Raw genomic sequence first — 15,839 nt, forward strand, 5'->3', positions numbered from 1 at the left:
AACATGCGCCGCGCGTCAATCAACAAACGCTTGTCAGCGTCAATCAACATCGGCATCATCAACCTCGCCGCGACATTCTCATCTTGTTTGTCGCGCGTCTCTCATCCAGATTGTCGCGCCACACTCGCTAGTCCTGGTCGAGTTCCGACCGCCTGCTGGAGCTATATTTCCCCCAGGAAACATGAGAGTCCACGACGACTCTATCCTTGCCGCCGAAATAGCTTACTCCCCGAGTCAGGATCGGAGAGGGCACCGCACGCCTCACCGACGCCTGCCCGGAACCCCGGACCGAAGGCTGGACTTTCCATACACCACCTTCATTTTTCCACTGGTGAGATTGCGAGGGGATAAGCCGCAAAATGCCCTCGTCCACCTTCTTGAAGCCTAGATCGAGCAAGCGCCCCTCCTCGTCTCGCGTAGGAAACACGACATCAATGGGTGTTGACGGTCCTATCTCGGAAACAGCTTTTTCCAGGATCGTTGCAAGCTTGTTTGTATGCGCCGGGTCGATTAGACGAGCAAGATCGTACGGACCGCCCTCCTCCGTCGGTATCAGTGCGACGCATCCGACAATGCGTCGGTCATCAAAGCACATGATTGGGATTCCGTCCGGCGCAGTAAGTTCGGCAAGCGTATCCGCTTCGAACGCCTTCCGCTGCTCGCTCGCTGGGATGATGTTGGACAGTGCGTGCACGGCGCGCACGAAGGTCTCCCACCCCGCTCGAGAGGTGACAGAGACTGTCGACGCCTCCAGCACGGACGAAGGACGTCTCGGCATCGAGTCCCTGCGCATTGGTAAGCCTGCGTGTTGCAGAGCCTGGTTGAATAGGGATCGAGGCGGACGCGACTCGGGCGGGGGCGCCATTCGGGTGGGGCTTGACTGTGGGCCCGGTCCTGACTGTGGGCTCGGTCCTGGCTGTCGGGGCTCCCTAGAGCCCATATGCGTAGATGGGGGCAGGTTGCGCTGTATCATTCGTTTCGCACCCGGTGTGAGCCGCGGGCGATTCCCCGACGCCGTCCTGCCATCGAGAGAGGACCCCGGCAATTCCTCTGGCTTCTGCTGTCGCGCGCTTGAATAGCCCACCGCTGAATTCAACCTTGTCTGCGGTAGTCGCTCCAAGTGCGGACTATGTGACGATGGAGCTTCGTTCGCATGACCCGCTTCTGCTGCGGTCGACCGGCCGGATGGGGTAGCTGGCCGGTCGGAATCGTAACGGATAGTATTGGGTTTAACACGTGAAAACATAATGATCCTATACAATTGCCACCCGCCCCGACTCAGCGCAATCCGTATCCGCCGCATCCTGATGTCGAGGAGCACAGGATCTCCAGGGATCGGGGCGGGAAGCTTCATTCAAAACCGCACTCTTGCTGAGCGCACAAGCTTTCCGCTACAGGTGCGACACATTCACTTGAGAAACACATATCGAGCGAGATATGGTGAGCTACCTGTCTGATGCTCGCTCAAGCACGGCTTGGCAGGCGGTAGCCCGCCCACCGTGTCCAGCCGCTGCACGAACCGCACCGATCCCAGCTCGCCACTAGTGACCGCGTTTGTGGCAAGCAGCAGTTGGGCAATGCTGTCCGGATGCGCGCTCGCCGCTTGCGCAACGACATGACCGATGATTTTACTGCCATCGTGGGCTTGCCACGAAGGGCCCTTCCCATGACGAACAACCTCATGTCCCGCCGCGTCATAAAGCGTGGCATCAGGACGATCGAGCACCCATGCCAGATGACGAGTCCGATCGAACTCGCATGTGTAGACCTGAACCCCGGAAGCCTTGGTGCTCATCAATGGTTGCGCGTTCGTAGGAACGAGTTGCGTCGGCACGCCTTCGTCAGCATAGGCTGCACCGAGCATCCCAATCGTTAGCGTGACAACTGTGGCCGCCCGCAAGCAATGACGAGGCACGCGGAGCCCAAGAGCCTTTTTCACATCTATTCTCCAGTGAGGATTCCAACAAGCTGTGAGCGCCGACGCTCATCTTCCCGGGCTGCGCAACGAACCGAAGAAAAGTCGAACACGTCTCGCAGCACAGGAGAAAGAAGATCGCAAATCGATCGTCCGATAATCCATCAGACGCGGAAGAACCGGCGCGCTATGCGAAGCGCATGCGTTGCAACTCACATCGGCGGCACAACGCCGTTTTCTCCCGCTGAAACGAAGTTTGCGATAAGCGCGCCTTGCGCATCCTTGTGTGCAAAGAGAAGAACATGTGCACCCGACACGAGAAGCGAGCGGTTGCCCGGTTCAAGGTAGACAATCGGCACGTCAGGCGGAACGATGACCGTTTTCTCGCCCGTGGAGTACTTCACGACCATGGTGCGACCGTTGCCGACAACGAGGCTGCCAACGGTGCCGTTCGTCATCGAGCTGCTGGGAGCGAGATCCCATGGACGATAGCCCTCGCCCGCGCCGCGCATACTCGGTGCGAAGATGTGTACTTCGAGCGCCTTCAATGTACCGTCGGCTTGCGCGATCGCTGCCGTGCCGACGTAACTGCCAGGCTTGACGTCGGCGATGTTCGCAAGCGTCACGCCGCGAATCGGCGTGTCCTTCTGAAGCCGAACGGCGAGTTCACGACCATCGCGATCGCGTACGGACAGGGTATCGCCGTGAAATGTGGCAACGCTACCGCTTACGCGGACCGGTGTGTCCGCCTGCGCGAACAGCGGCTTGACCGTGAACAACGATACCGCTGTCATAGCGGTTAAAACGACCGCCCGGACCGGACGTAGTGATGTGTCTGTCATGCTTTATTCTCCGATAACCATCGTTGGGTATCATTGCGACGCAACGTGCATCACGCCGCAATGTCATACCCATGATTAACAACCGCTGCGGCCAGACGAGCTACCCCCGAGCTAACCCCTTAACGGGTCCATTGCTTGTTGCACCGGCATCGCCCAACTCTGCCCGGCTGGGCTCACAACCGCATAAATGTACTTACCGCGCCGCCAGTACTGCGTCAGCAGTTCGCCATCCTTACGATTTCCTTTGTCGAAGTGCAGAAGATTGCCCGGGGGCCGCAGGTAATACACGATTGCCGCACCGCGAGCATTCCGATACAGGACCATTGCGGCCGCACCCTGCTCCGTCGCCATGAGCCTCGCCCCGCTCGGTTCGAATCCGAATGACCGGAAATCCGGGATCGGCTCGGACTCTCCGAAACGCGCATCAAGCCACGACTGGAGTCGAGCCGCATCTGTCGTTTCGATATCCGCCAAGCCTGTCGGCATGCTGACAGCGAACATCCGATATGCTTGAGCTGCATCGGCCATCGGCAAGTAGTTCGCACGCACTGACATGTCGCGCAACTGCCACCCGCCGAGTACCCCAACGCTTGCGCAGAGGACGAACGAGGCGGCCATGGCGAGGTGCCGCCTCGCACGAGCATGGTTCGCACGACGTATATAGGCCGGATCGAGATGCCCTGGTGTGGGGCTTGCCGGCAGTCCTTCCATCGCCACACGCAGCGTTTGAGCTTCCCGTTTCAATTGCTCGACATGTCGTGCCGCTTCGGGATGCCCGGCGAGATAGCGCTCGAGTGCACGCCTGCGTTCGTCATCGAGCTGTCCGTCGACATAGGCTTGCAGATCTTCTTCGGTCGGGGAAAACGCGTTCATTTCAGTACACGGAGAGGTGACGCAACGCTATGGCCGTCCGCCAGGTCTCTGAGCGCCTGGCGCGCTCGGGAAAGGCGCGACATGACGGTGCCGATCGGCACCATGAGTGTTTCAGACGCCTCTCGATAGCTGAGCCCTTCGACGGTAACGAGCAACAAGAGGGCACGCTGTTCCGGCTTCAACTGATCGAAGCCTTTCAATGCTGCGCGAGCCACAACGAGATCTTCGGTCGACTGAGCGGTCGGCTCTTCATCATGCCCCAGCATACCGACGATCCAGGCGTAGCGCTTCGCGCGACGTTGGTCATTGAGGAATTGTCTGTAGAGAATCGAAAAAAGCCACGCGCGCAAATCGCCATCCGGCCGACGTGTGGCAAGCCGCGAGATCGCACGCTCCATGCACCCCTGCACCAGATCGTCGGCAGCCGCCTGATTGCGCGTGAGCATCAGCGCGAAGCGACGCAGGCGCGGCAGCAGTTCACGCAGTACGTCGTCGGTGAAATCGGTATTCATTCAGCCCCGCCAAGGTCATCGCATCCGCCGGATTGCCCGGATCTCCGTATAAGACGTCCGCCACGCATAGTTATTCCCGGCGGATGAAAAAATATCCTTCATTGTGACGACAGTGAAAACACATAAACGTACGCCTTGTCGTCTCGCGCCCCTTTTTTGTTTTGCTTGTGGCTCGATTCAAGATTGCATTCCGAGCAAATTCGTTTCCACAGACCGAACGTAACAGAACATCAAAAACGTCAGAATCGCGCCGCGTTCGATGGAACCATGCCGTTCAAGGTTTTTGCACCGTAGGGACATCGCGAAGACCTAACCTTGCACTGGCAGGAGTACAACATGTTCTCGACGATTTATTTTGCGGCATCTTCCATCCTCGCTGCGGACGATGTGCCGGCCACCCTGACATCGAAAGTCTTGGAGGGGCGCTTCGCAGAAGCCGTTCGCCTGGCCGCGAACCTGACGGACATCGATTCGGATCAAGGCACTCGGAATCTCGATCGGCTGCAAACCTTTGCCGACCTTCAGCTCATTCTCGGCCGTCACGAGGAAGCTGAGGAGACTTACCGGCGAGCACAGAAATCCGTGCGTCACTCGCGCAACGCCATGCGCATTGTTTCGTGCCGCAACACCGGCTGGCAAGCACTCTTTCGCAGTCAGTTCTCCGTCGCGCTGAGCTGCTTCAAGCGCAACGAGCAAGAGCGGACCGCGACCATCGAGCAGCGACTCGACAACCTCGTCGGCTCGACGCTCGTGCTGTTCCATCTCGGCCGAATCCAGGACGCTTGCGCGAGTCTGGCCGAGCTCAGCTCCGTCGCAAGTACGAGCGGAGATCAACGCTGGTGCGACCTCGCGTCCGCCTTGGCTGCGGACCTGCATGCCCAACAACAGCTACTGTGCTCCGAGCACCTCGCCGATCACATCTACTGGCGTTCCGTCATTGCCGATTTTTCGTTGGACAGTGCAATCGTTTGCCAGGACTTGAGCACATGTACGATTCCCGTTCTTGCCCGGCGCGGTGAATATCTCGGATATCTGCTGGCGCTTGCGCGCGGCGAACTCGATGCCTGGACCAACCTCAAAGATTACGCAGGCGGAATTCGCAACAGCGCATTGGGCGACTATCACCGCACGCTGTGTCTTGAAATCGCACTTGCCGCGCTTGCAGGACGCTTTCCGACTGTGGCCGAAGGGATGCTGGACGCCTCGGGCATCGCGGCGTCGAAAGGCGTCCAACATGCACGCTGGTACCTGGACTACCTGTATTGCCGCGCCAAGGTATTACACCTTCAGGCACGCGTGCAGGAATTCGCCCACACGTTCGAGCACTACGCCCTCGTCTCGCTCAAACATGTGCGCGCCGATAATGTAGCTTTGGCAATGATTACCCCGCAAACCGCAACGCAGCCCAGCCGAAACGAACAAGCGCCGGACGAAGTCAGCTCTCGATTGCCAGCGAAATATCGCCGCGCATACCGCTATCTGATGGACAACCTCGATCAACGAAACCTGACCGTGCGTGAAGTCGCGGCTCACATCGGCGTGACGGAAAGAGCCGTACAGGCGGCCTTCAAGAATCATCTCGGCCTCTCGCCGAGCGAATTGATCCGTCGCGAACGCATGGAGCGTATTCGCAATGACCTGCTGGGCGACGGGGCCCCCGTCTCCCGGTATCTGGATGTCGCGCGCAGGTGGGGTGTGGGGCATCGCTCCACGCTGACGAACGGCTATCGCAGCGTCTTCAAGGAGCTGCCATCCGAGACGCTCGGGCGCTGACCGACACGGTTCGCGCGCTACCGCTGAGTAAAGGAGAATCCGATGTCTTCGCTGACTATTACCATCGATACACCCAATGCGCTGTCAGGTCCATCTTTTGACCCCGGTATGTCAGGAGTGGGTTCTGGAATGCAGGACATGCTGACGCAGTTGATCAACGACCTGATGCAGCTAATGCCGCTGTTCATGGCCATGCAATCCATGATGGATTCTGCGAGTGGCGGCGCAAACTCGAATGGTATGCCGATGGGCGGTATGCCGATGGGTGGCATGCCCACTGGCGGCGGCGGTTGCGGCGGCGCACCGGGGAGCTGCGGTTCGTCCGGTGGGGGGCAAGCCGGAGGACAGATTCCAGCAAACATGCCGTCGGGCGGCTCGTCGACGCTCGGTCCCAACCTCCCGCCCGCGCTACAACAAGACGCCCCGTTCATTGAGAGCGCTTCGCAGCAAACGGGCGTACCGGCCAACATTCTCGCGGCGCAGGTCTGGCAAGAGTCTCGTGGGGATCCCAATGCCGGCAGCACCAACGTCAACGGCATGACTGACCAGGGGTTGATGCAGGTCGATCCGGCGACGTTCGCGCAGCTCCAGCAAGAACATCCCCAGCTCCAGGGCAAGAGCCTGTCGGATCCGGCAACGAATGTTCTCGCGGGCGCGTATTACATGTCCGACTTGTACAAGCAATTCGGGAGTTGGCCGGAGGCGCTACGTGCTTACAATTCCGGCCCGGATCAAGTCAATCCGTCCAATTTGTCCAGTGTGACGGTCGGCGATCCCAACTACGTCAATAGCGTCATGAATTTCGCCGCAACCATTCAGAATGGCGGGCAACTCCCCGCTTGAACGGTCAGCGGTCTCGATCAACCTCCGATTCGATCGGGCGTCCCAGGACATTGCACCTAGAAAACGAAGGCGCGAGGTTCGAGGGACGCGCTTTCCAATAGCGGCGGAGATATTCATCCCTTACGTACCCTCCCGGATCGCATTTTCGACATGATGCCGATTTCGCGCAACAGTTGGCGCCCATCAATCCTACTTATGCTGGCAGCCCTGAGCATTTGGCCTGCGCGCGCGCACGCCGAGCGCGATTGCTACGCCGACGCCGCCACCTACCAGCATGTCAACCCGATTGTTCTTCGAGCAATTGCATGGCAGGAATCGCACGCCAACGCAAATGCGATCCATCGCAATGCCAACGGTTCGATTGACTACGGCATGATGCAAATCAATTCGATCCATTTGACCACGCTTGCTCGCTATGGCGTTTCCGCCGGTGACTTGATGAATCCCTGCAAGAGCGTCTATATCGCAGCGTGGCACCTGCATCGGATGATGGTCAAGTATGGAAATACCTGGGCTGCGGTCGGCGCCTATCACTCGGAGACGCCGCAGGAGCGTGACCGATATGCAAAGATGGTCAAAGCGATCGCGCTGAAGTTGAATGCGACGACCGAGGTGGCCGACAACTACCGATAACCGTTAGCGGCGATACAAACGCCACAATCCTCTGTGATGCACGAGTCTTGACGCCGCCGATAGGCGAACCGTCGCGCCGCGAGCGTGCGCTCATCCGCGCCAGCACCTCGATTACTTTTTAGTCACGGTATCACGGGTGCCGGAGAAGTCGAGAAACGATACTTGTCGCCCAACGCGGGCACGCTCCTGGGTAGCCGGCAAGGGTAACTGCGCCTCAAGATCCCCAATATCGGCCGCTGGACCGGCGTCTTTCAGACCTACCGCAGCCCGCATCGCGTTCCCTATCTTGTTGACTGCCGCACCCGTGTAGACCCCGGCTACCGCCCAGGCCGCGTAAACGGGAGCCGAGACGGCGGTGTTGGCCGCTTGTCCGACCGCGCCGCACAGTTGCGCATCGAGTTTCGTGGTCTCTGCCGACGACTTGGCCATCGCTGCCAACCCCATTCCGGCAGTCAACGCAGCACCGTTCTTCACGACACTGGTGGCCGTAAAGACCGAGCGCACTGCCGAAAGCAAATCGGTCGCCGCGTCAACCGGGATTCGTCCCGCCCGTCTGGCCGCCCCTGCCAGAACGCTTGTCGTACTCGCAGCTTCCAGCGCATCGAATCGGGCCTCCCAGTCCTTTCGAGCGAACAGATATTCGGGGCCGACGCGATGGCGTGACGCGTCGAACGAATGAGAGACAAGGCGCCCCGCTGCCCCGGCGACCGGCGAGCCAATCGCGGATAGAAGCGAATCGCAGGTTTGACCTGTCTCTGCGCTGGTCAGGTAAGTAATGACGGGGACGATGCCCGTTCTCAGCAGATTACGCGCCGTAAAGGATTGAATGGCGACGCTGCGCTCGAGCGCATCGCGAGATCGCGTAGGCACCGTCTCGCGCTTGGCTGCCGCCATAGCGGGTTCAAGGTCTTTTTCTTCTGAAGCAAGCCACAACGCGTCTTCTTTCGATCGTGCAAGGAGTCCAGTGCCGATGGTATCCGCAAGACCCGCAATCGTTCCTGCCACGGCGCCTTGAGCAAATGGCGGCTTCGCGTAGTTCGTCGTCTCCGGGACGAAGGAAGTCACTGCGCCCGCAGCGCCAAACCACGTCGAATCCATCGCCGCCAATAAAGTCAGCGCCGCACGGTCAAGCCATTTTGCCTTCTCAATGGTTTCGAGGAGGCGCTTTGCCGTAATCTTCTTCTCGTGCAATCGCGTCGCTCTGCTCATTATCATTGAGTCAAAAGACGCGTCTTTGATATCGGACGTGTGCGGCTTGAATATATCCACCAGCACTGTAACGATCTTGCCGAATTCATCGGCACTTGCTGCATCGTCGACAGCGCCCACAGCGCAGGGGCGCGTCGGCACGCTCTTCCACCTGTGCGGTATGTTTGCATCTGTTTGCTGATGTGCCAGGGATGCGATCCCAGGCGGAAGAGGCGGCGCCTCGCGTTTCCCGGTGGGTGTTGGCCCAAGCGGGCTTGCTGGTGTGTGGGAGTCAATGTCTGACGCCGCACGCGCCCCTGCGATTCGCGTACCCATTTTTCCGCCCCCGGTCCACTAAGTGTGTTAGTTATCGCGCCGAATCTACCTCGCATTATTGCTGCAACGGAAAAAATGCTTCAACAAGCGAAGCGGTCGTCATCCTCCCCTCACGCCGAGGTATAAGTCACAGACGGCAGCCAAGCCACCTCGCAAACAAGACATCAGCTCGCACGCAAACGCGCTTCCACGATCAACCCACCGCCGTCGCGCATTCTCACTTCAAGACTACCGCCATGGTGTCGCGCGATACGCTCGGCGATCGCAAGACCGAGACCTGTACCCTTTTCCGCCGCGTTAGTGCCGCGTCTGAATGGTTGTGTAATCAACGGCAGCATCTCGGCTGAAACGCCAGGCCCCCGGTCAGCTACGGAAATCACAATGAAACCTCCCTCGCACCGTGTTTCCACGGATAGCCCGACACGCCCATATACAGCACCGTTTTGCATCAAATTCATCAAAAGACGCTGAATGCTGACCGGACGAAACTTGAATTGCGGCAGGTTTTGAAGATAAAGTTCGAACGGATAGCCGAGCCCGGCGTAATCGGCCGCGAGTTGCCGAATGAGCGCATTCAAATTGCCTGCAGTCGGGGCCTCGCTCTCGCCGCCCCGCGCGAAATCGATGAATTGCTGAATGATGACGTTGATTTCCTCCACGAAGCGCTCAGCAGTCGCGATCGGTGCGTCCAGCGTCTCGGGCGCGCCAAGCGCCATCCTCAGCTTAGTCAGCGGGGTGCGGATATCGTGAGAGATGCCGGCAAGCATTTGCGCACGCACGGCCTCTGCTTCAGCAAGCGATGCCACCATGCGATTGAAGGTTTCGGTCACGGTCGAAAGCTCGAGCGGTCCAACAACCGGCACAGGCTCGGGCCAAACGCCGCGTTCCACGCTCGTCGCCGCACGCGCCAGACGATCGAGCGGACCCGCGATGCGCCGATGAATCAGATATGCCCCAAGCGCCGGAAACATGGCGATGGTGAGTAACGTCCAGACGACGCTCCATGGCATGCCACGGTCCATTCCGGGCGCACCTTGCAACATGATCCAGCGGAATCCATCGTCCATCGGCAGCCGCACCCAGATCCGATGCCCATGGCTCTCCGACCAACGCACCTTGACGCCAGGTGGCAGCTCCCGGGTAATGCGATTGAAAAATCGGCGCGTGACATAGCTTGAAGGAGCCGAATCGTGTTTCGCGTCTGGCGGCAATGCGCGTTCAGGCAACCCGTGCAGTTCGGACACCATACGCGAGCGTTGCGGCTCGGGCATCGAGGACAGGATGTGCTCGATCAGCGCAATCTGCGTCGCTTCGACCGCTGCGGCATCGTCCACGCGCGGAAACTGGACAAAGAGGACAAATACGCCAACCGTACTCACCTGGCTACCGACGATCAACGCAATCAGCAACAGCATGTTGCGGCCCAGCAGCGTCCGGGGCCAGGGGCGCATCACAACTCAACCTCTGCGACAAGCATGTACCCCACTCCCCAAACCGTTCGTATGTGCCGCGGAGCAGACGCATCAGCCTCGATCGCTTGCCTGAGGCGCAAAATCTGAACGTCAACGCTGCGCTCGTTGGCCTCATAGCCCCGGCCACGGGCACGATCGATCAAATTCGCGCGGCTCACCGGCCGATTAGGCGTGGCAGCAAGCGCGCATAGCAACCGGAGCTCCGCAAAGCCGAGCAGCACATGAACGTCTTCGTTGCAAAGCTCTTCGCGCCGCAGATCGAGTCGGAACGGCCCGAAACGAAGCACTGGCGCGTCCACTTCCGGCAACTGTTCGCCGCGCAATGTCTGCGCGTGGACGAGAAACTGCTGGCGACGCAGCATGGCCCGAATGCGCGCGGCCAGCTCGCTAGGCAAAAACGGCTTGGCCAGATAATCGTCCGCGCCCATCTCGAGCCCGACGACCCTATCCACCGGATCACCTCGAGCAGTCAACATCAGAATCGGGATCGTGTGCCCTTGCGCGCGCAGCCGGCGACAGATCGAGAGCCCGTCTTCGCCCGGCATCATGACATCGAGAACAAGAAGATCGTAGGGCTGGCGCTCGAGGCATCCGTCAAGCTGTGCGGCATCACGCACCGCTCGCACTTCGAAGCCCTGCCCGATCAAGAATCGCTGCAACATGCCGCGAATCTCCGCTTCGTCATCGAGCACTATAAGGCGGGGGGGCCTGACTTCGTTGGCGGTTTGTGATGACGTCGACATGGTCGCAAAGAGGAAGATCGATCTTAAGCGATGATTTCTATCGCGGCGCCGGCTTTTCTTCCGGCGCGACATATCGCTCGCACGGACTGATCGTCGGATCCCCGTCGCAAGCCGCGTCGAATGCAGCGGGTGCCTCAACCGATATCGAGCCGGGATTCGAACACATCATCCATCCTCTCGTTTGCGGGCACCTCGCCGACACATTGACACCCAATAGTCTACGAGGGACGCCGCCCAGGGCCGTTTCAAAGGCGTAACGATTGATGTCAAGTTATGTCGTCGACACCGACGCCAAGACATGTGAAACGCGCCGACATACTTTTTGAACAGCATTATATGCCCGTCACTTACTAGAGTGCCAAGCATACCCCGCGCGGCACCCACCCCGCTTATGCGGTTTCCGGTCGAACGCGGGCCGCTTTCGCCATTCGGCTCCACCCGCTCTCTCGTGAGCAGACCATTCCGGCCATGTCCAATTTCTTTATGCCGCCGCAGTTGCCGATATCCGTTCGCCGCGCAGGTCGCGTTCGCCGGATCGGAACGATCATCGCGCTCTCGGCAATCGCGCTTTCCGCGTGCGCCAACAATGCGATAAGCGGTGTCACGCAAGTACGGCCTCTACCTAACACACGCCCGGATGCCGTCTTCGTCCGTACGTTCGATGTCGACCCCAACCTCGTCCGCCCCGATCCTGGCAAGCTGGAAACGTTGACGTCCACGATTGAAGGAAAATCCGAGACGGACCGACAAGCATCGATTGCGCTCGAGGTTCAGCAAGAAGTTGCGAACGAGCTCGTGCAGCGCCTGCAAGCGGCGGGACTTCCGGCCGTTCACACTGATCGTCCAGCGCCGGACAACCAGAACGTATTGATTGTCGAGGGGCGGTTCGAAACGGTCGATGCCGGAAAGCGCTCGCGTCGGGTGCTGATCGGCCTCGGCGCTGGCAAAAGCAAGCTCGGCGCAACGGTTAGTGTTTTGTACCAACAGGCCCATCAGCCACCCTCGCTGATCGAATCGTACTCAACGCAGATCGACAGTGGCCGACAGCCAGGCTTGGCGGAAGGACTAGGCGTAGGTGCCGCGGCCGGTAGCCTTGCGGTCTCGGCCGGGCTCGGCGGAGCGATGCATGCTCACTCTGAAAGGACGCACGATCAGCCGGTCAACGACGCTCGCCGCATGGCCGATGCGATCGCGAAACAGGTGGAACACGAAGGTGCCGCGCAGGGATGGCTTCCTCAGGCCGCCACGCATTGAACGTTCAAGGAGCTCCGTCATGAGCACAAGAGCACAAGACTTACTGGAACTTCTTCGTCTCGACCAAGGCGGAGGCGGTGCTTTGGTCCAACATCTATTGCGGGAGTTGGCCATGAACATCATTGCGCTCGGTGTCGCGGATGCCCGTGGTGGTTGCTGACATCGCCGAGGAGGCGCCGTGACTGTCCGCAATCTCGAAGCAGTCTTCAATCCACAATCGGTGGTCATCGTCGGCGCTTTTGACGAGCCTGGAAGCATTGCTACGGTAGCTTGGACCCGTCTTGTACAAGGTGGATTCAAAGGCCCGATGTGGCCGCTCGATCCCCGTGACGGAAAAGACCTGAAACTGAGCGGCCGCGAGCCGGCAGCCGACTCGAACGGTCCAGCCGTCTCGCCCGACCTCGCGGTGATCTGTACCCGCTCGTTCACTTGGGCAAGCGTCGTTCAACAACTTGGCGAAATGGGCACGCGCGCCGCGATTATTCTCGGCGAGGCCCATGGTGACGATAGCGGCAAGCATTTGCACGATACATTGGCCGCTGCACGCCCTTATCTCTTGCGCATCGTCGGCCCAGCCAGCCTGGGCGTGATTGTCCCTGCGATCTGCGCACACTTGGGTGTGCCGACGTGCTGTGTGCCGGCGGGTGGCGTCGCATGGGTGTCTCAATCGAATGCACTCACCAACGGCGTGCTGACGTGGGCCCAGGCACGCGGTCTCGGCTTTTCGCATGTGATTGCGCTTGGCGCGGAAGCCGATGTCGACGCAGGTGACGTACTCGACTATCTTGCCCGTGCCCCTGACGCTCGTGCGATTCTATTGGAGCTGGACACGGTGCGCGCGGCACGCAAGTTCATGTCTGCCGCTCGTGCAGCCGCTCGCAACAAGCCCGTTCTAGCACTGCGCACGAGCCGCCACGATCCCGACGATGCGCTCTACAGCTACGCATTTCGGCGCGCGGGAGTGGTGCGCGTGGATGCACTGGACGATCTCCTCGACGAAATCGAAACGCTCGGTACCGGTCGAGTGGCCGTCGGTGATACGGCTACGCTGATCACGAGCGATCATGGCGTTGCAACGCTAGCGTCGGATGCAATTGCCGCAACAGGCGGCAGGCTCGCGTGCTGGTCTGACGCAGCTCACGCCGATGCAAGCGGTGCGGTGCCAGAGATACACGTCGGCAATCCGGTCGTCTTGGGCGAACACGCCCGCCCCGAGGACTTTGGCGCCATAATCAAAACGCTCGCTCCCCATGTGGAAACCGGCACGACATTCGTCGTTCACGCGCCGACCCATACGGCGTCCGCGGACGATGTCGCGCAGACACTGATAGCCCACCAACGGTATGCCTGCCGCGGGCTCTTGGCGTGCTTTTTCGGAGGTGTCGATGCGGCAACGCGAGAGGCACTGCATGCACATGGCATTCCCGTACACTCCACTCCGAGCAGGCTGGCAAGCGCGTTTTCTCGACTCGTCGACTATCGGCTAGTGCAAGAGTTGCTCACGCAAATGCCGGAGGACGCTCCCGCGCAGCATGCCGTATACATCAGTAAAGCCCAGGCACAGGCACGCGCCGCGCTTGCAGCCGGCGTAACCGAACTCTCGGGCGATGCAGCCGGGCAATTGCTGGAGCGCTTCGGGTTGCAGGTCGAGCAACAAAGGAACGCAGCGCAGGAAAAAGTCGCAAACGCGTTTCTCGTTTCGGTGGATCTCTACGACGATAGTAACTTCGGCCCAGTGTTTCGATTCCAATCGCCGTCCATCGACGGAATTCTGCCCCCGATGCATGCGTATGGCCTGCCACCGCTCAATCCCATCCTTGCGCGCGACATCCTGTCACGCTCGCCATACGGCAAACGTATTCCGCCGGACGCAACACTGAATGCGCTCACGCGTCTCTCGCAAGCAGTATGTGAGGTACGGGAGATCGTCGAGCTGCATCTCATCTTGCGTCTTACGCCGGAGTCGGCCGTTATCGTAGCGCCACGCCTCGGGCTCGGCAGGCACCGCAGCCGCCTCGCGATTGCGCCTTATCCTCGTCGCCTGGAGGAAACGGTCGACTTGGCAGGCTCGCGCCTCACCATCCGTCCGATTCGCCCGGAAGACGAAGCTGCGCATCGCGAATTCGTCGACTCGATGTCGCCCGAGGACCGACGGCTGCGGTTCTTTGTCCCGCTGCAAAGTATTGATCACGCGCGGCTCGCGCGCATGACACAGATCGACTATGACCGCGAAATGTCGCTGATTGCAACGCAACCCGCGGCGGACGGTACAACTCGCATCCTAGGCGTTGCCCATGTCGTCAACGCCGCGGACAACGAGTCCGCGGAATTCGCAATCGCCGTGCGGACCGATTGCAAAGGTCAGGGCATAGGGCGATTGCTGATGACGAGAATCATTGAGCACACAAGCTCGCGGGGCTTGCTATGGCTGAACGGCACCGCGCTGCAAGAGAATAGTGCGATGATCGCGCTCGCAAAGTCTTGCAACTTCGCGGTAACCCCAACCACCGATCCAAGCGTGGTGGCGTTCGCAATGCAGCTCAACCATATCAAGCCATCTGCATAGCAGATAAAGCAGAGAACGCCAATTCCATAAGCTTCTTGCAGTACCAAAACCCGGGAGCCCGCTATCCACGATAGGGGCAGACATTCGTTCGTAGAGTGCGTTTCTGCTCCCCTGCCTTCATGATGCCAGCAATGAAACTCGCGACGTTCGAGGAGCGAAGCGGTAGCCAACGCACGCGATAATCTGCGCATAAACGTCTCACGCCAATCAGCGAGTCAGCGTCTAGAACGTCCAACGGGCATAACACCAAATCTGTGTCACACAACTGCATGGCAAATTCACTGCAGCGGCGCTCGTCCACCAGACCGGAGTGATGAGTAAATTCGCCGCCCGCTCGACGAACGAGCTTGCTCAAAGTCGCGTTATTACTGCGCCAACCGCCGACGTACAAAATGCGCTTGCGACACAGCGCGCGCTTCAGCATATGCGGAGCCGAAAGAATTTGTTCAACGGCCAACAGTTCTCGCCTGAGGCTCAACGTGTGTGCACAAATTCGCTCGAATTCAATGCGCCCTTTCGTGGTGTGATCTGCAGTCATCCTCATATCATTCACGTTAACTGGATTTTGTCTGACTTCACGATATTCATGATGCGTGAATTTCCATGCACGACGGAATGCAAGGCGCGACATTCTGATATGGAACGCGAAGCGATCGCGGAGCTGCTCGCCAACGCAGCAATCACCTAGAGCCCCAACTCGTTCGTGATACGCCGATTAACTTCGCATCTTCGCGTCATCGCCATCACCCGCACGTTAAAATATGGCTCTTTTGAAAATGCAGTGGGTAACGCGGCTCACGAGGCATGCGGGTTGAAGCTGGAGAAATCTAGCTTGCCGGCGATGAGGAACAGCACGGTTCGCATTGTTTCGAAGCGCGTGTAGCCGCGC

The 15,839-nt window shown here is 59.5% G+C and carries 16 protein-coding genes; 7 read left to right on the forward strand and 9 right to left on the reverse strand.

Translation table 11 applies throughout. From position 1 onward, the window contains the following. Nucleotides 1-127: 127 nt before the first annotated feature. The 5 genes from GWC77_RS24855 to GWC77_RS24875 all read right to left on the reverse strand — a co-directional run bounded on the left by GWC77_RS24855 (nucleotide 128) and on the right by GWC77_RS24875 (nucleotide 4,142). Nucleotides 128-703: a hypothetical protein gene (locus GWC77_RS24855; protein ID WP_173261312.1), complete on the reverse strand. Its 576-nt coding sequence runs from the start codon at nucleotides 701-703 to the stop codon at nucleotides 128-130. 705 nt (nucleotides 704-1,408) lie between these two features. Continuing rightward, on the reverse strand, nucleotides 1,409-1,864 hold the full coding sequence (locus tag GWC77_RS24860) for a DUF3455 domain-containing protein (RefSeq protein ID WP_173261314.1): 456 nt from the start codon (nucleotides 1,862-1,864) through the stop codon (nucleotides 1,409-1,411). 263 nt (nucleotides 1,865-2,127) lie between these two features. Then, nucleotides 2,128-2,757 (reverse strand): hypothetical protein, encoded by a 630-nt coding sequence (locus GWC77_RS24865; protein ID WP_173261316.1) that lies wholly within the window; start codon nucleotides 2,755-2,757, stop codon nucleotides 2,128-2,130. Between the two features lie 111 nt (nucleotides 2,758-2,868). Continuing rightward, a complete protein-coding gene (locus tag GWC77_RS24870) occupies nucleotides 2,869-3,630 on the reverse strand; it encodes an anti-sigma factor (protein WP_173261318.1) in 762 nt (253 codons plus the stop codon). Beyond that, nucleotides 3,627-4,142, reverse strand: coding sequence for a sigma-70 family RNA polymerase sigma factor (locus tag GWC77_RS24875; RefSeq protein ID WP_173261320.1), 516 nt, complete (start codon nucleotides 4,140-4,142; stop codon nucleotides 3,627-3,629). Before GWC77_RS24875 ends, GWC77_RS24870 begins: the two co-directional genes overlap by 4 nt. Before the next feature lie 336 nt (nucleotides 4,143-4,478). Here GWC77_RS24875 and GWC77_RS24880 point away from each other — a divergent pair, with 336 nt between their 5' ends. The 3 genes from GWC77_RS24880 to GWC77_RS24890 all read left to right on the forward strand — a co-directional run bounded on the left by GWC77_RS24880 (nucleotide 4,479) and on the right by GWC77_RS24890 (nucleotide 7,391). Beyond that, nucleotides 4,479-5,915 (forward strand): helix-turn-helix domain-containing protein, encoded by a 1,437-nt coding sequence (locus tag GWC77_RS24880; RefSeq protein ID WP_173261322.1) that lies wholly within the window; start codon nucleotides 4,479-4,481, stop codon nucleotides 5,913-5,915. Between the two features lie 42 nt (nucleotides 5,916-5,957). After that, nucleotides 5,958-6,758 carry a lytic transglycosylase domain-containing protein gene (locus GWC77_RS24885; protein WP_217283401.1) on the forward strand — a complete coding sequence of 267 codons (801 nt, stop codon included), beginning with the start codon at nucleotides 5,958-5,960 and terminating at the stop codon, nucleotides 6,756-6,758. A 195-nt stretch (nucleotides 6,759-6,953) separates the two neighbouring features. Then, a complete protein-coding gene (locus GWC77_RS24890; RefSeq protein ID WP_254367158.1) occupies nucleotides 6,954-7,391 on the forward strand; it encodes a lytic transglycosylase domain-containing protein in 438 nt (145 codons plus the stop codon). Between the two features lie 111 nt (nucleotides 7,392-7,502). Here GWC77_RS24890 and GWC77_RS24895 read toward each other — a convergent pair whose 3' ends face one another. From GWC77_RS24895 to GWC77_RS24905, 3 genes are all read right to left on the reverse strand, one after another. Then, a complete protein-coding gene (locus tag GWC77_RS24895; RefSeq protein ID WP_173261326.1) occupies nucleotides 7,503-8,741 on the reverse strand; it encodes a hypothetical protein in 1,239 nt (412 codons plus the stop codon). Between the two features lie 338 nt (nucleotides 8,742-9,079). Then, nucleotides 9,080-10,366, reverse strand: coding sequence for an ATP-binding protein (locus GWC77_RS24900; RefSeq protein ID WP_217283402.1), 1,287 nt, complete (start codon nucleotides 10,364-10,366; stop codon nucleotides 9,080-9,082). Further along, complete coding sequence (locus tag GWC77_RS24905; RefSeq protein ID WP_173261330.1) at nucleotides 10,366-11,130, reverse strand: response regulator; 765 nt, start codon at nucleotides 11,128-11,130, stop codon at nucleotides 10,366-10,368. Before GWC77_RS24905 ends, GWC77_RS24900 begins: the two co-directional genes overlap by 1 nt. A 468-nt stretch (nucleotides 11,131-11,598) precedes the next feature. On the opposite strand from GWC77_RS24905, the gene GWC77_RS24910 reads away from it, so the two are divergent. Genes GWC77_RS24910 through GWC77_RS24920 form a run of 3 tightly spaced genes read left to right on the forward strand, consistent with a single transcriptional unit; the run spans nucleotide 11,599 to nucleotide 14,950 of the window. Beyond that, a complete protein-coding gene (locus GWC77_RS24910; RefSeq protein ID WP_173261332.1) occupies nucleotides 11,599-12,384 on the forward strand; it encodes a DUF4410 domain-containing protein in 786 nt (261 codons plus the stop codon). 19 nt (nucleotides 12,385-12,403) lie between these two features. Further along, nucleotides 12,404-12,544: a hypothetical protein gene (locus GWC77_RS24915; protein ID WP_173261334.1), complete on the forward strand. Its 141-nt coding sequence runs from the start codon at nucleotides 12,404-12,406 to the stop codon at nucleotides 12,542-12,544. An 18-nt stretch (nucleotides 12,545-12,562) separates the two neighbouring features. Beyond that, nucleotides 12,563-14,950 (forward strand): GNAT family N-acetyltransferase, encoded by a 2,388-nt coding sequence (locus GWC77_RS24920; RefSeq protein WP_173261336.1) that lies wholly within the window; start codon nucleotides 12,563-12,565, stop codon nucleotides 14,948-14,950. A gap of 61 nt (nucleotides 14,951-15,011) precedes the next feature. Here the strand turns inward: GWC77_RS24920 and GWC77_RS30380 are convergent, their stop codons facing one another. Beyond that, complete coding sequence (locus GWC77_RS30380; protein WP_367949101.1) at nucleotides 15,012-15,374, reverse strand: DUF2325 domain-containing protein; 363 nt, start codon at nucleotides 15,372-15,374, stop codon at nucleotides 15,012-15,014. Here GWC77_RS30380 and GWC77_RS29755 point away from each other — a divergent pair. Then, nucleotides 15,264-15,638, forward strand: a complete 375-nt coding sequence (locus tag GWC77_RS29755) for a hypothetical protein (RefSeq protein ID WP_254367157.1) — start codon at nucleotides 15,264-15,266, stop codon at nucleotides 15,636-15,638. The two genes, GWC77_RS30380 and GWC77_RS29755, sit on opposite strands and share 111 nt — an antisense overlap. Nucleotides 15,639-15,839: the final 201 nt, after the last annotated feature.

Source organism: Paraburkholderia sp. NMBU_R16, assembly GCF_013282575.1.
Classification (GTDB): domain Bacteria; phylum Pseudomonadota; class Gammaproteobacteria; order Burkholderiales; family Burkholderiaceae; genus Trinickia.